Origin of the sequence: Qipengyuania citrea, assembly GCF_024171405.1 — a bacterium.
In the GTDB taxonomy this organism is placed as follows: domain Bacteria; phylum Pseudomonadota; class Alphaproteobacteria; order Sphingomonadales; family Sphingomonadaceae; genus Qipengyuania; species Qipengyuania profunda.
Genome location: NZ_JALJZT010000002.1, coordinates 205,424 through 221,109, shown reverse-complemented (window position 1 = coordinate 221,109; position 15,686 = coordinate 205,424). Strand labels below are relative to the sequence as shown.

The 15,686-nt window shown below is 66.3% G+C and carries 14 protein-coding genes; 4 read left to right on the top strand and 10 right to left on the bottom strand.

Annotation, left to right across the window (positions count from 1 at the left end; all coding sequences use genetic code 11):
* Window positions 1-6: 6 nt before the first annotated feature.
* From J2S32_RS01940 to J2S32_RS01915, 6 genes are all read right to left on the bottom strand, one after another.
* On the bottom strand, window positions 7-1,677 hold the full coding sequence (locus tag J2S32_RS01940; RefSeq protein ID WP_253515466.1) for a preprotein translocase subunit YajC: 1,671 nt from the start codon (window positions 1,675-1,677) through the stop codon (window positions 7-9).
* 4 nt (window positions 1,678-1,681) lie between these two features.
* Window positions 1,682-2,722, bottom strand: coding sequence for a capsular biosynthesis protein (locus J2S32_RS01935; RefSeq protein WP_253515464.1), 1,041 nt, complete (start codon window positions 2,720-2,722; stop codon window positions 1,682-1,684).
* 15 nt (window positions 2,723-2,737) lie between these two features.
* Complete coding sequence (locus J2S32_RS01930) at window positions 2,738-4,255, bottom strand: XrtA system polysaccharide chain length determinant (protein WP_253515462.1); 1,518 nt, start codon at window positions 4,253-4,255, stop codon at window positions 2,738-2,740.
* Window positions 4,256-4,269: 14 nt separating this feature from the next.
* On the bottom strand, window positions 4,270-4,914 hold the full coding sequence (locus tag J2S32_RS01925) for an XrtA/PEP-CTERM system exopolysaccharide export protein (RefSeq protein ID WP_253515461.1): 645 nt from the start codon (window positions 4,912-4,914) through the stop codon (window positions 4,270-4,272).
* Between the two features lie 162 nt (window positions 4,915-5,076).
* Window positions 5,077-6,303, bottom strand: coding sequence for a pyridoxal-dependent decarboxylase, exosortase A system-associated (locus J2S32_RS01920; protein WP_253515460.1), 1,227 nt, complete (start codon window positions 6,301-6,303; stop codon window positions 5,077-5,079).
* Window positions 6,300-7,814, bottom strand: coding sequence for an acyl-CoA ligase (AMP-forming), exosortase A system-associated (locus tag J2S32_RS01915; RefSeq protein ID WP_253515459.1), 1,515 nt, complete (start codon window positions 7,812-7,814; stop codon window positions 6,300-6,302). The genes J2S32_RS01920 and J2S32_RS01915 overlap by 4 nt, the downstream gene beginning before the upstream one ends.
* A 26-nt stretch (window positions 7,815-7,840) precedes the next feature.
* Here J2S32_RS01915 and J2S32_RS01910 point away from each other — a divergent pair, with 26 nt between their 5' ends.
* The 4 genes from J2S32_RS01910 to J2S32_RS01895 are packed head-to-tail and all read left to right on the top strand — an operon-like array spanning window position 7,841 to window position 10,629.
* Window positions 7,841-8,818, top strand: a complete 978-nt coding sequence (locus J2S32_RS01910; RefSeq protein ID WP_253515458.1) for a GNAT family N-acetyltransferase — start codon at window positions 7,841-7,843, stop codon at window positions 8,816-8,818.
* A gap of 46 nt (window positions 8,819-8,864) precedes the next feature.
* Window positions 8,865-9,167 carry a phosphopantetheine-binding protein gene (locus J2S32_RS01905; protein WP_253515457.1) on the top strand — a complete coding sequence of 101 codons (303 nt, stop codon included), beginning with the start codon at window positions 8,865-8,867 and terminating at the stop codon, window positions 9,165-9,167.
* A gap of 8 nt (window positions 9,168-9,175) precedes the next feature.
* Complete coding sequence (locus J2S32_RS01900) at window positions 9,176-9,856, top strand: hypothetical protein (RefSeq protein ID WP_253515456.1); 681 nt, start codon at window positions 9,176-9,178, stop codon at window positions 9,854-9,856.
* Window positions 9,853-10,629, top strand: coding sequence for a hydrolase 1, exosortase A system-associated (locus tag J2S32_RS01895; protein ID WP_253515453.1), 777 nt, complete (start codon window positions 9,853-9,855; stop codon window positions 10,627-10,629). Before J2S32_RS01900 ends, J2S32_RS01895 begins: the two co-directional genes overlap by 4 nt.
* Here J2S32_RS01895 and J2S32_RS01890 read toward each other — a convergent pair.
* Genes J2S32_RS01890 through ilvD form a run of 4 tightly spaced genes read right to left on the bottom strand, consistent with a single transcriptional unit; the run spans window position 10,626 to window position 15,439 of the window.
* Window positions 10,626-11,822, bottom strand: coding sequence for a class I SAM-dependent RNA methyltransferase (locus J2S32_RS01890; protein ID WP_253515452.1), 1,197 nt, complete (start codon window positions 11,820-11,822; stop codon window positions 10,626-10,628). The genes J2S32_RS01895 and J2S32_RS01890 overlap by 4 nt on opposite strands.
* Window positions 11,819-13,204, bottom strand: a complete 1,386-nt coding sequence (locus J2S32_RS01885; RefSeq protein ID WP_253515451.1) for an NAD(P)H-hydrate dehydratase — start codon at window positions 13,202-13,204, stop codon at window positions 11,819-11,821. The genes J2S32_RS01890 and J2S32_RS01885 overlap by 4 nt, the downstream gene beginning before the upstream one ends.
* The gene (locus J2S32_RS01880) at window positions 13,197-13,553 is read right to left on the bottom strand and encodes a hypothetical protein (RefSeq protein ID WP_253515450.1); all 357 of its coding nucleotides are present in this window, start codon (window positions 13,551-13,553) and stop codon (window positions 13,197-13,199) included. The genes J2S32_RS01885 and J2S32_RS01880 overlap by 8 nt, the downstream gene beginning before the upstream one ends.
* A gap of 38 nt (window positions 13,554-13,591) precedes the next feature.
* A complete protein-coding gene (gene ilvD, locus J2S32_RS01875) occupies window positions 13,592-15,439 on the bottom strand; it encodes a dihydroxy-acid dehydratase (protein WP_253515449.1) in 1,848 nt (615 codons plus the stop codon).
* Window positions 15,440-15,686 lie beyond the last annotated feature (247 nt).

Here is a 15,686-nt window from a genome sequence, read left to right as displayed (position 1 = left end):
ATCCTATCAGAAATCGTAGCGCAGGCCGAGCAGGGCCGATGCGGTCGTGAAATTGTCGGGCGCGATATCGCTGTCGAGCATCGAGATGGCGACCGCGGCGCGTGCCGAAAGGTTGCGGACAACCTCTTCCGAATAGCTCGCCGAACTGCCGAGTACACGAACATCGCCGGATCCGGCAGTCCCGCTGTCGAACCAGTTGGCATAGCTGTTGAGCGAGAAGCTGCCACGCTGTCCGACCGGGCCCGAGACCCCCGCCGCGACATAGTAGCTTTCATCGACGATCCCGTCGGCCAGTTCCAGCACCGTACCTGGTGCGCCGATGAACTTGCGCCGGTCGTACCCTGCGCCGATCGCAGCGGTCATCCGGCCGATCTGGCGGCTGTAGCTGGCAACGACCCCGCGTCCGCGGAAGACCGAGGAGCGCACCGAGCCAAGCAGGCCGTCGAGACAGCCGCTGCCGTCGAGCGTGCTGACACAGCCGGTCAGCTCACCCGTAACCGGATCGCGCGTCACGGTGAAATCGGTCGGCAAGGCGGCCAATGCATTGTTCAGGCGCCCGCCAAAGCCCTGGATCCCGTCATAGACGCCGATCGAAAGGTTGCTCCGACTGCTCGGACGCCAGCTGAAATTGCCGTAAAAGGTCTCGCTATCGTAGCGGCGACCGAAATGTGCTTCGAGCTGGGTTCGGCTGCTGGGCGTCCAGACCACGCCGACATCCCAGATCAGCCCGCTCGCCTCATAGGCGATGATGCGCGGGCTGGCGGTGTCGGTCACATATCGGCCGTTGTCGCCGATGACCGGGTTGCCATCCGCGTCGCGCACCGCGTCGCGGCTCGACACTTCGACATCCTCGACCCCTGCCCCGGCGACGAAGGCCAGTGTGGGGGTGATCGGCACGGTTACATCGCCGCGGACATAGGCGTCGCGGACGCGCTGATCGAGGTTGGAGACGTCTTCCTGATAATATCCGGCGCCGACACCGATGCCGACTGGCAGCGGGTCGCCCGGACGCGTCCCGGCACGCACGGTAGCGCTATGCGTGACGCTTTCGTCGAACAGGTCGGCCTGCGTTCCCGACTGGGTGAGGAAATCGGGGCCGTCGACGCGTGTGTACCCGATGCGGTAATTGGCGCTCACATCGACAGCGCCCATGCGGGTCTGCAGATTGGGCCCGGCATAGGCCGAATAAGTCTGGGTGGAGAGATTGTCGTCGACCAGCGGATTGATCACCGAACGGCCCTGCGCATCGACCCGCGTGCTGCTTGCCAGCCCACCCGCCTCGAAAGTCAGGACCCGCGGGATGATCGTCGCATAGCCGCGCGCGAGGCCGGTGATCGTGTCCGAATCCGACCCCTCCGACTGATGCGCGAAATTGCGTTCGTAACGTAGCGACACGCTGCCGCCGTTGTTGCGCCCGGCGATGGATGCGTCGACGCCTGCCGCGAGCTGCGTATAGGTGACCACGTCGCTGCCGGGCGAGATTTGCCAGCTGGCGAGCGAATTGGCTTCGATATAGGGATCGATGCTGGTGCGGCCACGGTCGGAGGAGAACCCCTCACCGCCGGATTCGCCGGCATCGGCGCCTTGGTAGGACTGCGCCTGCAGCGGCGCGCCATGCAGAAGCGCCAGGGCCGCAGCCGTCGTGGCGAGATGACGGAATTTCACACGATAGCTCATGTGCTTACTCCCCATATCCGTAATAGCTGCCGAACTTGCGACCGCTCGGACTGAACGTCGCATCATTGAGCAGCAGCTTGATGTCGGGACAGGCTGACAGGAGATCCACCGCGTCTTCCAACGCAGCGCGCCCGCTCATATCCGCGCGCGCCACGAGCAGCGCCTGGCCGGCATGCTTGGCCAGATCGGCTGCAGGCGTTGCCGCGAGTGCGGGGGGGCTGTCGAACACGATGATGCGGTTGCGTGCGCCGAGCGTCAGATTGTCGAGCACCTTCCAGGTTCGCTCGCTGGCGAGATACTCGCTGTCGCGCCCCGTCCGCTGGCCCGCGGGGAGTACCCACAGGCCCGGAATATCGGTGCCGACCACGACGTCCTCGACCTTCGCGGTGGGATCGGCGAGCACATCCATGAAGCCCTTGCCGTGTTCGAGACCGAGTTTGGCCATGATCGAGGGCTTGCCGAAATCGGCATCGACCAGCACGACTTCCATATCGCGTTCACCCGCCAGCGCGATCGCCAGATTGAGCGCGCAGAAGGTCTTGCCCTCGTTCGAATGCGGCGAGCAGACGAGCACGCGGCGCGCCTGTGGGCCCGGCTTGGCCTTGGCGGTCGCGAGGACCTGCCGCTTCACGATGCGGAACTCCTCGAGCAGCATCGACGCACCGCCATCGGGATCGATCAGCCCCTGCTCGCGCAGGAGCGAGCGGACGACATGCTGCCTGGGCCCGGTCAGCGTTACCACCGGCTTGTCCGGCTCCGACGGTGCCGCAGGCGGCACAGGTGGCACCGGCGTGGCCGCGCCAGCGGGCTGCGGCTGGGCGAAGCGGTCGGATGCGCGGCGCCGGGGCATTTCGGGCGGCGTCGAGGGCTCCGACTTGCGCTTGGGCGCAAACTTCTTGGCCTTCTCGTCTTCGAGCTTGTCGGGCACCGCCGCCGGGGCAAGCCGGTCGAGGCCGAAGGCGCCGCTGGCACGTTCGAGCAGCGAAGTGCGCTTGGGCTTCGCATCGCCCGATTTGGGCGGTTCGATATTGGTGGGCTTGTTCACTGACACATTCCCCCCTCAGGCGACCGAGCCGACCTGGACCATTTCGACGACCAGCAGCAGGAAGCAGACCGCTCCCAACGCTCCGACGCCCGCGACGAACTGTTTGAGCCGCAGCTTCTCGTGCTTGCGCGCGGCCGTGGTCATCGAACGCGAAATGGTGCCGATGACCGGCAGGTCGAGCGTGCGCTCGAGCTTGTCGGCTGTAGTAAAGCTGGATTTGAGCTGGCCCATCACGAAGGCCACCCCGGCGCCCGCGCCAAGACCGGCGATGAGCACTCCGAGTAGCAGGAGCGGCCGATTGGGTGCTGCCGGATTACGCGGCGCGGTCGGCGGGTCGATGACTTCGAACTGGAAGGCGCTGCGCTCGGTTTCGACCTGTCCGCGCAGGCGCATTTCCTCGCGATCGTTGAGCAGGTCGTCATACTTGTCCTTGAGGACTTCGTAATCGCGGCTGATGCGGTTGGCCTCGGCGGCCACGGCGGGCTCGTCGGCCTGCGCGGCGATCAGGCCGGAAATGTCCGATTGCAGCGCTGCCTTGCGCGCCTGGAGCGCCTGCACATTGGCCTGACGCTCGGCGCGGATCGAGGTGAGCGAGGTATAGGCCGGATTGGGCGTGCCGCTGGACCCGGCGGGTTCATTGGCCGCCTGTTCGCGCAGCGCATCGATCTGGCGCCGCTGCGACTGGATATCGGGGTGGCTGTCGGTCAGGCCGCGCGAGCGCATCGCGGCGAGCTGCGACTGCGCCGCCATCAGCGCGCCGCGTGCCCCGCCGCTTTCGGCGGTCATGATGCTGCGCGGTGTGCTGGCGAGCTGGCCGTTGATCGCTGCCAGGGCGCTCTGCGCGGCGGCGATATCGGCGTCGATTCCGCGCATTTCGGTGCGCATCGTCTGGAGCCGTCCGGTTACGGTGCCGGTGCCACCGATCAGATCGGGATGCTTCGCCTCGAAAATCAGGCGGCGCTGTTCGGCGGCTTCGAGTTCGCGTTTGCGGTCTTCCAGCTGCTCGTCGAGAAAGGCGATGGTATCGGCAACGTCGCCGCGATTGCCGGCAATGTTGGATTCGCGAAAAATATCGATCAGGCTCTGGACGACGTCCTTGGCCAGTACCGCGTTTTCCGCGTCGCTGAGGTTCGACTTGCCAACCGTGGCGGTGATCTCGAACAGATTGTCCTGCTCGCTCTCGACGACGATATTCTCGGTCAGGCGGGCTACCGCGCTCTGCATCTCATTGTCGGTGGCAATTTTCTCGCCGAGCTTGGTCGTGCGCACCACGCGTTCGAGATTGACCACGCTGACCAGCGTCTGGCGGACCTTGGTGATTGCCTGCTTGCCGTCGCCGGAAATTTCGAGCTGTTCGGACAGGACATCCTCGAGCTCGACATAGATCCGTGCCCGGCTTTCATAGCTGTTGGGGATGAAGGCAACCGCAAGCCAGCCGAGGATGCAGACCCCCCAGGCCACGGCGAGCGCAAGCCAGCGGCGGTTCCACACCGTATGCAGCGCGCTGCGAAGTTCGTCGAAGACTTCCTGCATGCCCCCGCAGCTCCCTAGAACGTGCTCTCGGGGATGATGATCACATCGCCCGGCTGGAGGAGGACATTGGCCTTGCTGTCGCCGCGCTTGAGCAGATCGGTCAGGCGCAAGGCGTATTCACGCTGGCGGCCCAGTTGCTTGTCGAAGCGGATCAGCTTGGCGCGGTTGCCCGCAGCAAATTCGGACAGGCCGCCCACCGCGATCATCGCGTCGAGCACGGTCATGTTCGCGCGGTAAGGCAGCGAAGCCGGCTGCGCCGTCGCACCGACGATGCGGACCTGCTGGCTGAAGGTGCCGGCAAACTCATTGACGATCACCGAGACCAGCGGGTCCTCGATATACTGGCTGAGCTGGAGGCGGATATCCTCTTCCAGCATCGAGGGCGTCTTGCCCACCGCCGGCATATCCTTGACCAGTGGAATGGTGATGCGGCCATCGGGGCGCACCTGGATATTTTCCGCGCCGAGTTCGGGATTGCGCCAGACATGGATCGTCAGCTCGTCGAGCGGGCCGATGACATATTCCTCGCCCGGACCTTCCTGCATCGCGACGAAGGTCGCCGGGGGCAGTTCCGTGCCACCGCCGCCCGCGCACCCGCCAAGCACGAGCGTGCTGGCGGCGCATCCGGCGACGAGAGAGGCAATACGGGTGAAGCGCATAGGTCGGTTTCCTGCTTGTGTCAGGGGATGCGCGGGCCGCATGCTGCGCCCGATACCCCCGTGTTTGGGCGAACTATTGCCCGAAAAAGGTGAACAGACGGTTAGCCATGGCGGCTGGCACCCGCAGAAATCGAAGGATTCGCGGGATTTAGCAGATCGGGTTCAGACTAGCATTTCGGCGGCAGGCCCCTGTCCCAAAAAGGCACTGGGCGAGGCGCTGGCGCCATAGGCCCCGGCGCAGAACACCGCCACTAGATCGCCGACCTCGGCGCGCGGCAGGTGCGCCTTGTCGGCCAGCCGGTCGAGCGGGGTGCACAGGCACCCGACGACATTAGCTTCCTCCGCGGGCTCGGCGGCAAAGCGGCTGGCGATGGCGACAGGGTAGTTGCGCCGCACCACCGTCCCGAAATTGCCCGAGGCGGCGAGCTGGTGGTGCAATCCGCCGTCGGTGACGAGATAGGTTTCGCCGTAGCTTTCCTTGCGATCTACGATCCGCGTCAGGTAAACGCCCGCCTCGCCCACGAGGTAGCGACCGAGTTCGATGAACAGTTCGGCGTCGGCCAGCGTCTTGGGCAGGTCGCGGAAGCGCTCTTCCAGCGCGGCTCCGACAGCGGCAATGTCCAACGGTTCGTCGCCCGGGAAATAGGGGATGCCGAAGCCGCCCCCCATATTGAGCTTGGGCAGCGTGACCCCGGCGTCGACTGCAATGCGATGCGCGCAGTCGAGTACCTTGGCCTGCATGTCGATCACTGCTTCAGCCGACAGCGCCTGGCTGCCGGTGAAGATATGCAGGCCGCGAAAGTCGCACCCCGCGGTGACGATCTGCCGGACCAGCGCGGGGACCCGCGCGGCGTCGATCCCGAAGGGCTTGGGCCCGCCGCCCATTTTCATCCCCGATCCCTTGAGCTCGAAATCGGGATTGACGCGGACCGCGAGACGCGGCGTCATGCCAAGCCGTTTGGCGATCGCGAGCGCGCGGCCCGCTTCGGCTTCGCTTTCGAGATTGAGCGTGACGCCCGCGGCGATCGCGGCTTCGAGTTCGATGTCCCGTTTGCCCGGCCCGGCGAAGCTCACTCGGCCCAGGTCGAACCCGGTCGCCCGAACCAGTTCAAGCTCGCCGCCCGACGCGATATCGAGCCCGTCGGCCAGCGTTGAAACAAAGGAAAGAAGCGGGCCGAAACTGTTGGCCTTTATCGCATAATTGATCTTGAGGCGGTCGGGCATGGCAGCGCGCAGCATCTCGAAACGCTGCGCAATGCGATCACGCGAATAGACGAACAGCGGGGTCCGTCCGGCCTGTTCCACCCAATGGCTTACCGGCTTGCCGCCGATGGCCAGCTCGCCGCCGATCGCCGCATAGCCGGCAGGAATGGGGCCCAGCGGCTTCATGCGCCCAGCTCCGCCGCAATCGCGGTCCGGTCGAGCTTGCCATTGGGATTGAGCGGCAGCGTATCGCGCCAGTGGATCGCATGCGGCTGCATGAAATTTGGTAGCTCCTTCTGCAGCGCCTTGGGCAGCGCGGTCTCGGGGTCGGTGGCATCCGCCGCGGGACGTACGACGAGGTGGATCGCATGGCCGAGCCGCTCGTCCGGAACCCCCAGCGCGACCGCTTCGGCGACCAGGCCGGTGGCGAGCGCCGCGCTTTCGACTTCCTGCGGGCTGATCCTATTGCCCGCGTTCTTGATCATCGCATCGCGCCGCCCGACGAAATAGAGCAGGCCATCCTCGTCGCGCCGGACGCGGTCGCCCGACCACACCGCGGTCCCGCCATATGCGGACATTGCGGGCGCCGGGCGGAAGCGCTCCGCCGTGCGTTGAGCGTCCTGCCAATAGCCTTGCGCCACCAGCGGTCCGCAATGGACCAGTTCGCCTTCCTCGCCCGGTTCGGCCAGAGTTCCGTCATCGGCGATGACGAGGATTTCGGCGAAGGGAATGGCGCGGCCCATCGATGTGGGATGGTGATCGACACACTCGGGATCGAGAAAGGTCGAACGGAAGGCCTCGGTCAGGCCGTACATGGGAAACAGGCGTGTTTGCGGGAAAATAGCGCGCAAATCGCGCACGAGTTCGATGGTCAGTGCGCCGCCCGAATTGGTCAGTCGGCGCATGCTTGCAATGGCGTCACCCGGCCATTCAATCTCGGTCAGCTGGACCCATAGCGGGGGAACCGCTGCCAGCGTCGTCACGCCGTGCCTGGCGCAGGCCTTTGCGACATCGCGCGGGAAGAGATAATCGAGCGGGACCACGCAGCCCCCCGCATACCAAGTCGACAGCAGCTGGCTCTGACCATAGTCGAAGCTGAGCGGCAGCACGGCGAGCGTGACATCGTCGCTGGCGAGCCCGAGATAATCCGCCACACTGACGGCACCCAGCCACATATTGGCGTGGCTCAGCATCACCCCCTTGGGTTTGCCGGTCGAGCCGCTGGTATAGAGGATTGCCGCCAGATCGTCGGGATCGTGGGTCGACGCGGTCAGTGACGCGCCCTCTGCCTCGGCCGCCGCAAAGACGTCGTTCTCGTCCACGACATCGCACCCCGGCGGCACGTCGCCGTCGCCCAGCGACGCCAGGCGCGCCTTGGTCCCCATCAGCAGGACCGCGCCGCTATCGCCGAGGATATGCGCGACCTGTGCACGCTTGAGCAGCGGATTGATGGGGACATGCACCAGCCCCGCGCGCGCTGCGGCCAGCGGCAGCAGGCAGGTCAGCTCGCCCTTTGCCGCCCAGCTGGCGACGCGGGCGCCCTTCCCCGCCCGGCCTGCCAGCCATCCGGCGAGCAGCGTCACACGGTTCCTCAACTCCTCGAAGCTAAGCGTGCGATCGCGCAGCACCAGCGCAGGCGCCTGTGCATCCCCGCGCTCGGCCAGTTGATCGAGCGGATAGGGCGTGGGATCAGGCATTAACGCTCCGAGGCGAGGGAATTCCGGTGGGCATCGCGGTCAGCTATCACGACACGGTTACCAAACTGCAAGGGCTGGATGGGCCCGGTGCGGGTCCTTTCGACAGGCTCGCATGGTTTGCGTTGCTGGAGACGGGCGACATCCGCCCGCTGATCGCGCTTGCCGAACGCGATGGCGAGCAGCTGGCCCTGCCGCTGCAGCACCAGCCTGCCGGGCTTGCCAGCCTGGCAAACTGGTTTTCCTTCACCTGGCGGCCACTGGGACAAAATACCGACCTGCTTACCGCGCTCGCCCGCGACCTGCGCAGCAAGACACACCGGATCGATATGGCACCCCTACCGGCGGAAGACGGCAGCACCGCCGCTCTCGAACGCGCCTTTCGCGAGGCCGGCTGGTGGATCTGGCGCGCACAATGCGACGAGAACCACGTGCTCCGGGTCGCAGGGCGCCGTTTCGCCGACTACTGGGCGCAGCGCCCCGGCAAGATGCGCACCACGCTCAAGCGCAAGGCGAAGAAGGTGGACGTGGATATCCTCGACCATTTCGACGAGACCGCCTGGCGCGACTATCAGGCGGTCTATGCCGAAAGCTGGAAGCCCGCCGAAGAACGCGCCGATATCCTGGAGCAATTTGCCCGGGCGGAGGGCGCAGCCGGTCGCCTCCGGCTGGGTATCGCGCGCGCCGATGGAGTCCCCGTGGCAGCGCAGTTCTGGACGGTCGAGAACGGCACCGCCTATATTCACAAGCTGGCGCATATCGAAGCGGCCAAGCCGCTCTCTGCCGGGACGACGCTCAGCGCCGCGCTATTCGAACAGGTGATCGACACCGATAAGGTCGATCTGGTCGATTTCGGCACCGGCACCGATGCCTATAAGCGCGACTGGATGGAGGCGAACCGCCCGCGCTATCGCCTGACCTGTCTCGACTGGCGCCAGCCACGCGCCTGGCCGGCCGCGGCCAAGGCCTGGGTGCGCCACCTTGCACCGCACAATCGCCCCAGCTAAGGGCATCGCCTTTATGCACAGGCCAAACGCAGGGGAAGCCGCAGGAATGACCGCCGAAACCGCACATGCCGCGCCGACCGGGCCGAGCCGCAGCGAGATCGATCAGACGCTGCGCGGGATTCTGCGCGACGTACTCGGGCTGGACCAGGCACAGGTCGACGGTTTCGACAACGACACCGGCCTGTTCGGTCATCTCCCCGAACTCGATTCAATGGCCGTCGCCGGCCTGTTCACTGAAATGGAAGATCGGCTCGACATCGTTATCGACGATGAAGACGTCGATGGTGAAATGCTCGAAAGCTACGGCGGCCTGCTCGTCTTTGCCGAAGCCAAGGCCATCGGGGCCTGACCTCGACCATGTATGCCACATGGCCTTGTCCGCTGCCGAATGGCCGCATGGGCGAGGAAATGGTGCTCGGCTTCGATGCCGCGCGGGCGCAGCGCCTGCTGGTGATCCCTCCGCTCTTCGATGAAGCCAACAAGTTTCGCCATCAAATATTTGAAATCATGCGCAGGATCGATACCCGCGAGGTGGATTGCTTCCTCCCCGACCTGCCCGGCTGCAATGAAAGCACGGCCGATCTGATGCAGCAGACGTTGGGCCAATGGCGCGCCGCCGTAGCCGCAGCAGCGACGCATTTTCGCGCTACGCACGTCCTCGCGATCCGCTCCGGCGGGTGGCTGGTGCCCGGCGATATTCCGGGATGGCTTTATGCCCCGGTCAAACCCCGACAGGTCCTGCGCAGCCTGCTGCGCGCGCGGATTATCGCGGCGCGCGAAGCGGGGCGTGACGAGACCTCGGACGGGCTGCTCGAAACCGCGCGGACCGAAGGCATCGAGCTGGCCGGATGGCCACTCGGCGCACAGCTTGTCCGCGAGCTCGAAGCGGAGGAAGCGACGCCCACCGGCGCGCAGATCGTGATCGAACACTCCGATGTCGGCGGCCAACCGCTGTGGCTGCGCGCCGAGAATGACGATGACCCCGAACAAGCCGATGCGCTCGCGGCGATCGTCGCGATTGGCATTCACGGCCTGTGACTCGCCTCCACCTCACCTTCGAATGCCAGGGTGTGCGCTGCGCTGCGACGCTCGACAGCGCACCGGGAACGACCGGGCTGCTCATGGTCAGCGGCGGCAACGAGATCCGCGCGGGCGCTTTCAACGGCCAGGCGCGGCTGGCGGCGACGATCGCCGCGGCGGGTTTTCCCGTGTTTCGCTTCGACCGACGCGGGATCGGCGACAGTGAGGGCGACAATCGGGATTTCCGCAAGTCGAGCAAGGATATAGCGGCCGCTCTTCTCGCGTTTCGGGCGATTGCGCCGCAGGTCCAGCGGGTGACCGGGTTCGGCAATTGCGATGCCGCATCGGCGCTGATGCTGGCGAGCGGCGCCGAATGCGATGCGCTGGTGCTGAGCAACCCCTGGACCATGGAAGAGGACGAGGACGATATCCCGCCCCCCGCCGCGGTCCGTTCGCGCTATGCCGAAAAACTCAAGAATCCACGGGAACTTGCACGGCTTGTTTCAGGCCGGGTCGACCTCGGCAAGCTCGCCAAAGGGATGGTCCGGGCGGCACGGCCCCGCAGCAAATCCTCGTCGCTCGCAGACAAGATGCGTACCGGGCTGGCCGGATTCACGGGTCCGGTGAAATTCCTGCTCGCGGATGGCGACCGGACCGCGCAGGTCTTTGCCGAGCGCTGGGACGCCGACGATACGCGGATCGCGCGCTGCCCCGGTGCCGACCATGCCTATTCAAGCGTGGAAGCGCGCGCCTGGCTGCGCAGCCGCATCCTCGAGACGCTGCGCCGCTAGCGGGTGAAGTAGCTCGTCACTTCGACATGCGTCGACCAGCGGAACTGGCCGACGGGACGCAGCGTTTCGAGCCGGAACCCGGCCTCGGCCAGCAGCTTGGCATCGCGTGCCCAACTCGCCGGGTTGCAACTGACATAGACCACCCGCGTGGCCGTGCTGGCGGCGATCTGCGCCACCTGCTCGCGTGCCCCTGCGCGCGGCGGATCGAGCAGGACCGCGCCGAACCGGCTCACCTCGTCGCTTTGCAGCGGGTTGCGGAACAGGTCGCGGTGCAGCGTCAGCACCGGGAGCCCGCGCATATTCGCCGCGGTCTTGCACGCGAGATGCGGCTCGCGCGCCGCCTCCACCGCGAGGACCTTGCGCGGCCCGGCCAGTGCGAAGGCGAAGGTACCAAGGCCGGAAAAGAGGTCCGCAATCGTCTCCGCCCCGGCGAGATACCGGCGTGCATCCTCGATCAGCACGGCCTCGCCATCGGGGGTTGGCTGGAGAAAACTGCCCTGCGGAAACGGGACGGGGACCGCGCCCAGCGTAACCGTCAGCGGTTCGGGTTCCCACAGCGTCTCGGGCCCAAAGCCATTATCAAGCGAGAGCCGCGCCAGTGCGTGATCACGCGCGAAATCGAGCAGCGCCTCGGTCGCCGCCAGCCCCTCGGCTGCAATGCCCTTGAGCAGGCAATCGATTCCCTGGTCCGCCAGCGTCAGCTCGATATCGACCGCCTGCCGCCCGCCATGCGCGGCGATCAGGGTCTTGAGCGGAGCGACGAGCGCGAAGAGTTCGGGTGTGAGGATATGGCATTCGCGCATATCGACGATGCGGTGCGAGCCGCCCTCGCGAAAGCCCAGCACCGCACTGCGCCCCGTGCGCATGCCGTGGAGCGTGGCCCGGCGGCGCGACCGGGGCGGCGACAAATGCGTTTCGAGCAGCGTTGCCGGCGCGATGCCCTGCCCCTCGGCGGCATGGACCACGCGGTCGGTGACGAACTGGCGCAGCGCCTCCTCGTCGGCATGCTGCAGCTGGCAGCCGCCGCAGGTCGGGAAATGTCGGCACGGCGGGGCGACATGATGCGGCCCCGGCGTCAGCGTTCCGTCGGGCGCGATACGGTCGCCGGGCACGCCGCCCGCGATATGGCGGCCCGAGGCGGTGATGCCGTCGCCGCGTGCGGCGATGCGCTGGATGATTTCGATCTCGCTCACAGGAACGACGCCATGGCCGGTTTGACCGCGCGGGCAAGGTCCCCGGCCGAAAAAGCGGGTGATGCGATCCGCGCCGCCTCCTGGTGGAGCCATACGCCCTCGACGCAGGCGCGCTGCGGGTCGCCATGCACCGCGAGGCGCGAGGCGACGATGCCCGCAAGGACATCGCCCGTGCCGGCGACCGAAAGCCAGCTCGACCCGCGCGGGAAGAAGTGCGTCATGACGTCACTTGCGAGGATCGTGTCAGGGCCCTTGGCGAGCACGGTCATGCCGGTGACGTCACGAAGGCGTCGCGTGCGTGCAAGCTTGCCGTCGCCACTCACGCCGAAAGCCTCGCAGAGCTTGGCGAGTTCACCCTCATGCGGGGTGAGGCAAACCGTCGTGACGTCGGCTCCCCCGAGCATATTCGGCCCGAGCAAGTGCAGCGCATCGGCATCGAGTACGACAGGCTGCCGCTGTTTGAGAGCGTCGGCCAGGCGCCTCCGGGCGTCCCCATCGCGCCCCAGTCCCGGACCGACCAGCAAGGCCGATATCCGCTCGTCGCAAAGGCTCTCTCCGAACCTGTCCTGTTCGATCACCAGATCCGCTGGCGCATCGGGGTGCGAATGCTCGCTGAGGAGCTTCACATAGCCCGCGCCTGCGCGCATCGCCGCTTCGGCGGCCAGCAGCGGTGCGCCGGGCATCGCACCCGCCACGATCGCGAGCAGTCCGCGGCGGTATTTATGCGCTTCGGGCGACGGTACCGCCAGATGCGGCCGCGACGAGAAGCCAGTCGAGACCGGTCCGAGGTCGAGTCCGATCGGAACCAGCCTCCGCGTGCCCATCGCGGCCATCGCTGGCATCAGTCCATGGGCCTGCTTCCAGGCCCCCAGCGCCAGCGTCATATCGTACTGCGGCAGCGGGCCGAGCACTTCGCCGCTATCGCTGGAAACTGCGCTAGGCACATCGATTGCTATTCTATAACAGTCTCTTGTGCCGACTTGTTCGAGTAAAGCGGCAAATACACCCTCGACCTGCCGCGTTAGACCGTATCCGAACAGGCAATCGACTACGACCGGATGGCGCGGCGCTGCCTCCGCGGAGACGGTACCGCCGAACTGCGTCCGCACCTTGCGCGCGGTATCGGTGGCAGGTTCGACCGGCGCAATCACCTGCACCGTGTTCCCGTTTCGCAAGAGGGTTTCGGCGATCACATAGCCGTCACCGCCATTGTTGCCCGGCCCGCACAGCACGGTCACCGGCCGTCCCGCGGCGACCCGCATGACCCATTGCGCCGCACCTTCGCCCGCGCGCTGCATCAATTCCCATTCGGTGGTCCCGGCGGCCATCGCCGCGCGTTCGGCGGCGCGCATCTGCGCGACGGTGAGGATCGGCTCATTCATCGCCTGGTGCATCCCAGCGATAGCGGTCGTCGCCAATGGAGAGGACGATCTCATCGCCTACCCGCTGGCTCTTGGCGCGCTGCGCTCCGTCGAATTCGACCAGCCCCGCCGGGGTATCGGCGCGGGCAAGCTTGCGGAAGCCGCCATCGGGATGGCGCATGACGAAATAGCGTTCGACGCCCTCGTCCATTTCGACAAGGCGGCACTCGCTCGCAAAGTCGCTCGCCCCTCGCAGCGCACAGGCGACGGGCGTGCCGCCCTCGGCATTGATAGGGGGTGACAGCTCGCAGGCGCCGAGCGCCATCAGCGCCAGCACCGGCACAGGGAGGAAGCGCCGTAAAATTGCCATGCCCCGCCGCTGCCATGCGCGGGGGCGCGGAGCAAGCCTCAGCCGCGCTTGATCTGCGAAACGTCGCGGATCGCGCCGCGCGCAGCAGAGGTGGTCATTGCGGCATAGGCTTCGAGCGCGGGCGAGACGCGGCGCTCGCGCGGCTTGGCCGGTGCCCAGCCCCTGGCCTCCATCGCAGCGCGGCGCTCGGCCAGCACCTCGTCTGCCACCGCGAGGTTGATCGAGCGCTCGGGAATCGAAATCTCGATCCTGTCGCCGGTTTCGACCAGTCCGATCGCCCCGCCTTCGGCCGCCTCGGGCGAGACATGGCCGATCGACAGGCCAGAAGTTCCGCCCGAGAATCGCCCGTCGGTCAGCAGCGCGCAGGCCGCGCCCAGCCCCTTCGATTTGAGATAGCTGGTCGGATAGAGCATTTCCTGCATGCCCGGCCCGCCGCGCGGCCCTTCGTAGCGGATCACCACCACGTCGCCTTCGACCACCTGCCCGGTAAGGATCGCGGTGACCGCGTCGTCCTGGCTCTCATAGACCTTCGCCGGACCCGAGAAGTTCAGAATGCTCTCGTCGACACCCGCGGTCTTCACGATGCAGCCGTCGCGCGCGATATTGCCGTAAAGCACCGCGAGCCCGCCATCCTTGCTGAAGGCGTGCTCGGCGCTGCGGATCACCCCGTTTTCGCGGTCGAGATCGAGTTCGTCCCACCGGCGCGCCTGGCTGAAGGCTGTTTGCGTCGGCACCCCGCCCGGCGCGGCAGCAAAGAATTCGCGCACCTTGTTGTTATGCGTGCGGCCGATATCCCAATCGTCGAGCGCATCGCCCATCGTCGGACTGTGCACCGTGGGGAGCGCGGTGTGCAGCAGCCCCGCCTTCTCGAGCTCGCCGAGGATCGACATGATCCCGCCCGCGCGGTGAACGTCCTCCATATGGACATCGCTCTTGGCGGGCGCGACCTTGGACAGGCACGGTACCCGCCGGCTCAGCCGGTCGATATCCTTCATGGTGAAATCGACCCCCGCTTCATGCGCGGCGGCGAGCAAGTGGAGCACGGTGTTGGTCGATCCACCCATCGCAATGTCGAGGCTCATCGCATTCTCGAACGCCTCGAACCCGGCGATCGTGCGCGGCAGGACGCTTTCATCGTCCTCTTCGTAATAGCGCTTGGCCAGTGTCACCACGAGCCGCCCGGCGCGTTCGAACAGGCCCTTGCGGTCGGCATGCGTCGCCAGCGTCGAGCCATTGCCGGGCAGCGAAAGCCCGAGCGCCTCGGTCAGGCAGTTCATCGAATTGGCAGTAAACATGCCGCTGCACGATCCGCAGGTCGGGCAGGCATTCTGCTCGATCGCGGTCACTTCCTCGTCGGTGTAGCTTTCGTCGGCGGCAGCGACCATCGCATCGACGAGGTCGAGCGCGACTTCCTTGCCCTTGAGCACGACCTTGCCCGCTTCCATCGGCCCGCCCGACACGAACACGCTGGGGATGTTGAGCCGCATCGAGGCCATCAGCATGCCCGGGGTGATCTTGTCGCAGTTCGAGATGCAGACCATCGCATCGGCGCAATGCGCGTTGACCATATATTCGACGCTGTCGGCGATCAGGTCGCGGCTGGGCAGCGAATAGAGCATGCCGTCGTGCCCCATCGCGATCCCGTCATCGACCGCGATGGTGTTGAATTCCTTGGCCACGCCGCCCGCTGCCTCGATCTCGCGCGCGACCAGCTGGCCGAGGTCCTTGAGGTGGACATGGCCCGGGACGAACTGGGTGAAGCTGTTCACGACCGCGATGATCGGCTTGCCGAAATCGCCATCCTTCATGCCCGTCGCGCGCCACAATCCGCGCGCGCCGGCCATGTTGCGGCCGTGAGTGGTGGTGCGGGAACGATAGGCGGGCATGATATTGGTCCGGTCGGCTTCGGGGAGGAGGACAGACTAGAGGATCGCGGGTGCGGGTCGAAGCGGAAAATCTTTACGCGAAGCTAGATGCGGGATTTGCGCGCTGGGGACCGGAGGAACCTTCGGGCCCGCAACCGCCGCGTCGCCCCTGCGCAGGCAGGGGCCCAGATGCCCTTCGTTCTTTAACGCCACGTCAGCTGGATCCCCGCCTTCGCGGGGATGACGGGAAAGCGGAAGGAAATTTGCC

Excerpts from the sequence above, each read along its gene's own strand:
- J2S32_RS01940 (WP_253515466.1), bottom strand. The coding sequence starts at position 1,677 with ATGAGCTATCGTGTGAAATTCCGTCATCTCGCCACGACGGCTGCGGCC.
- J2S32_RS01930 (WP_253515462.1), bottom strand. The coding sequence starts at position 4,255 with ATGCAGGAAGTCTTCGACGAACTTCGCAGCGCGCTGCATACGGTGTGG.
- J2S32_RS01925 (WP_253515461.1), bottom strand. The coding sequence starts at position 4,914 with ATGCGCTTCACCCGTATTGCCTCTCTCGTCGCCGGATGCGCCGCCAGC.
- J2S32_RS01920 (WP_253515460.1), bottom strand. The coding sequence starts at position 6,303 with ATGAAGCCGCTGGGCCCCATTCCTGCCGGCTATGCGGCGATCGGCGGC.
- J2S32_RS01915 (WP_253515459.1), bottom strand. The coding sequence starts at position 7,814 with ATGCCTGATCCCACGCCCTATCCGCTCGATCAACTGGCCGAGCGCGGG.
- J2S32_RS01905 (WP_253515457.1), top strand. The coding sequence starts at position 8,865 with ATGACCGCCGAAACCGCACATGCCGCGCCGACCGGGCCGAGCCGCAGC.
- J2S32_RS01900 (WP_253515456.1), top strand. The coding sequence starts at position 9,176 with ATGTATGCCACATGGCCTTGTCCGCTGCCGAATGGCCGCATGGGCGAG.
- J2S32_RS01885 (WP_253515451.1), bottom strand. The coding sequence starts at position 13,204 with ATGAATGAGCCGATCCTCACCGTCGCGCAGATGCGCGCCGCCGAACGC.
- J2S32_RS01880 (WP_253515450.1), bottom strand. The coding sequence starts at position 13,553 with ATGGCAATTTTACGGCGCTTCCTCCCTGTGCCGGTGCTGGCGCTGATG.
- ilvD (WP_253515449.1), bottom strand. The coding sequence starts at position 15,439 with ATGCCCGCCTATCGTTCCCGCACCACCACTCACGGCCGCAACATGGCC.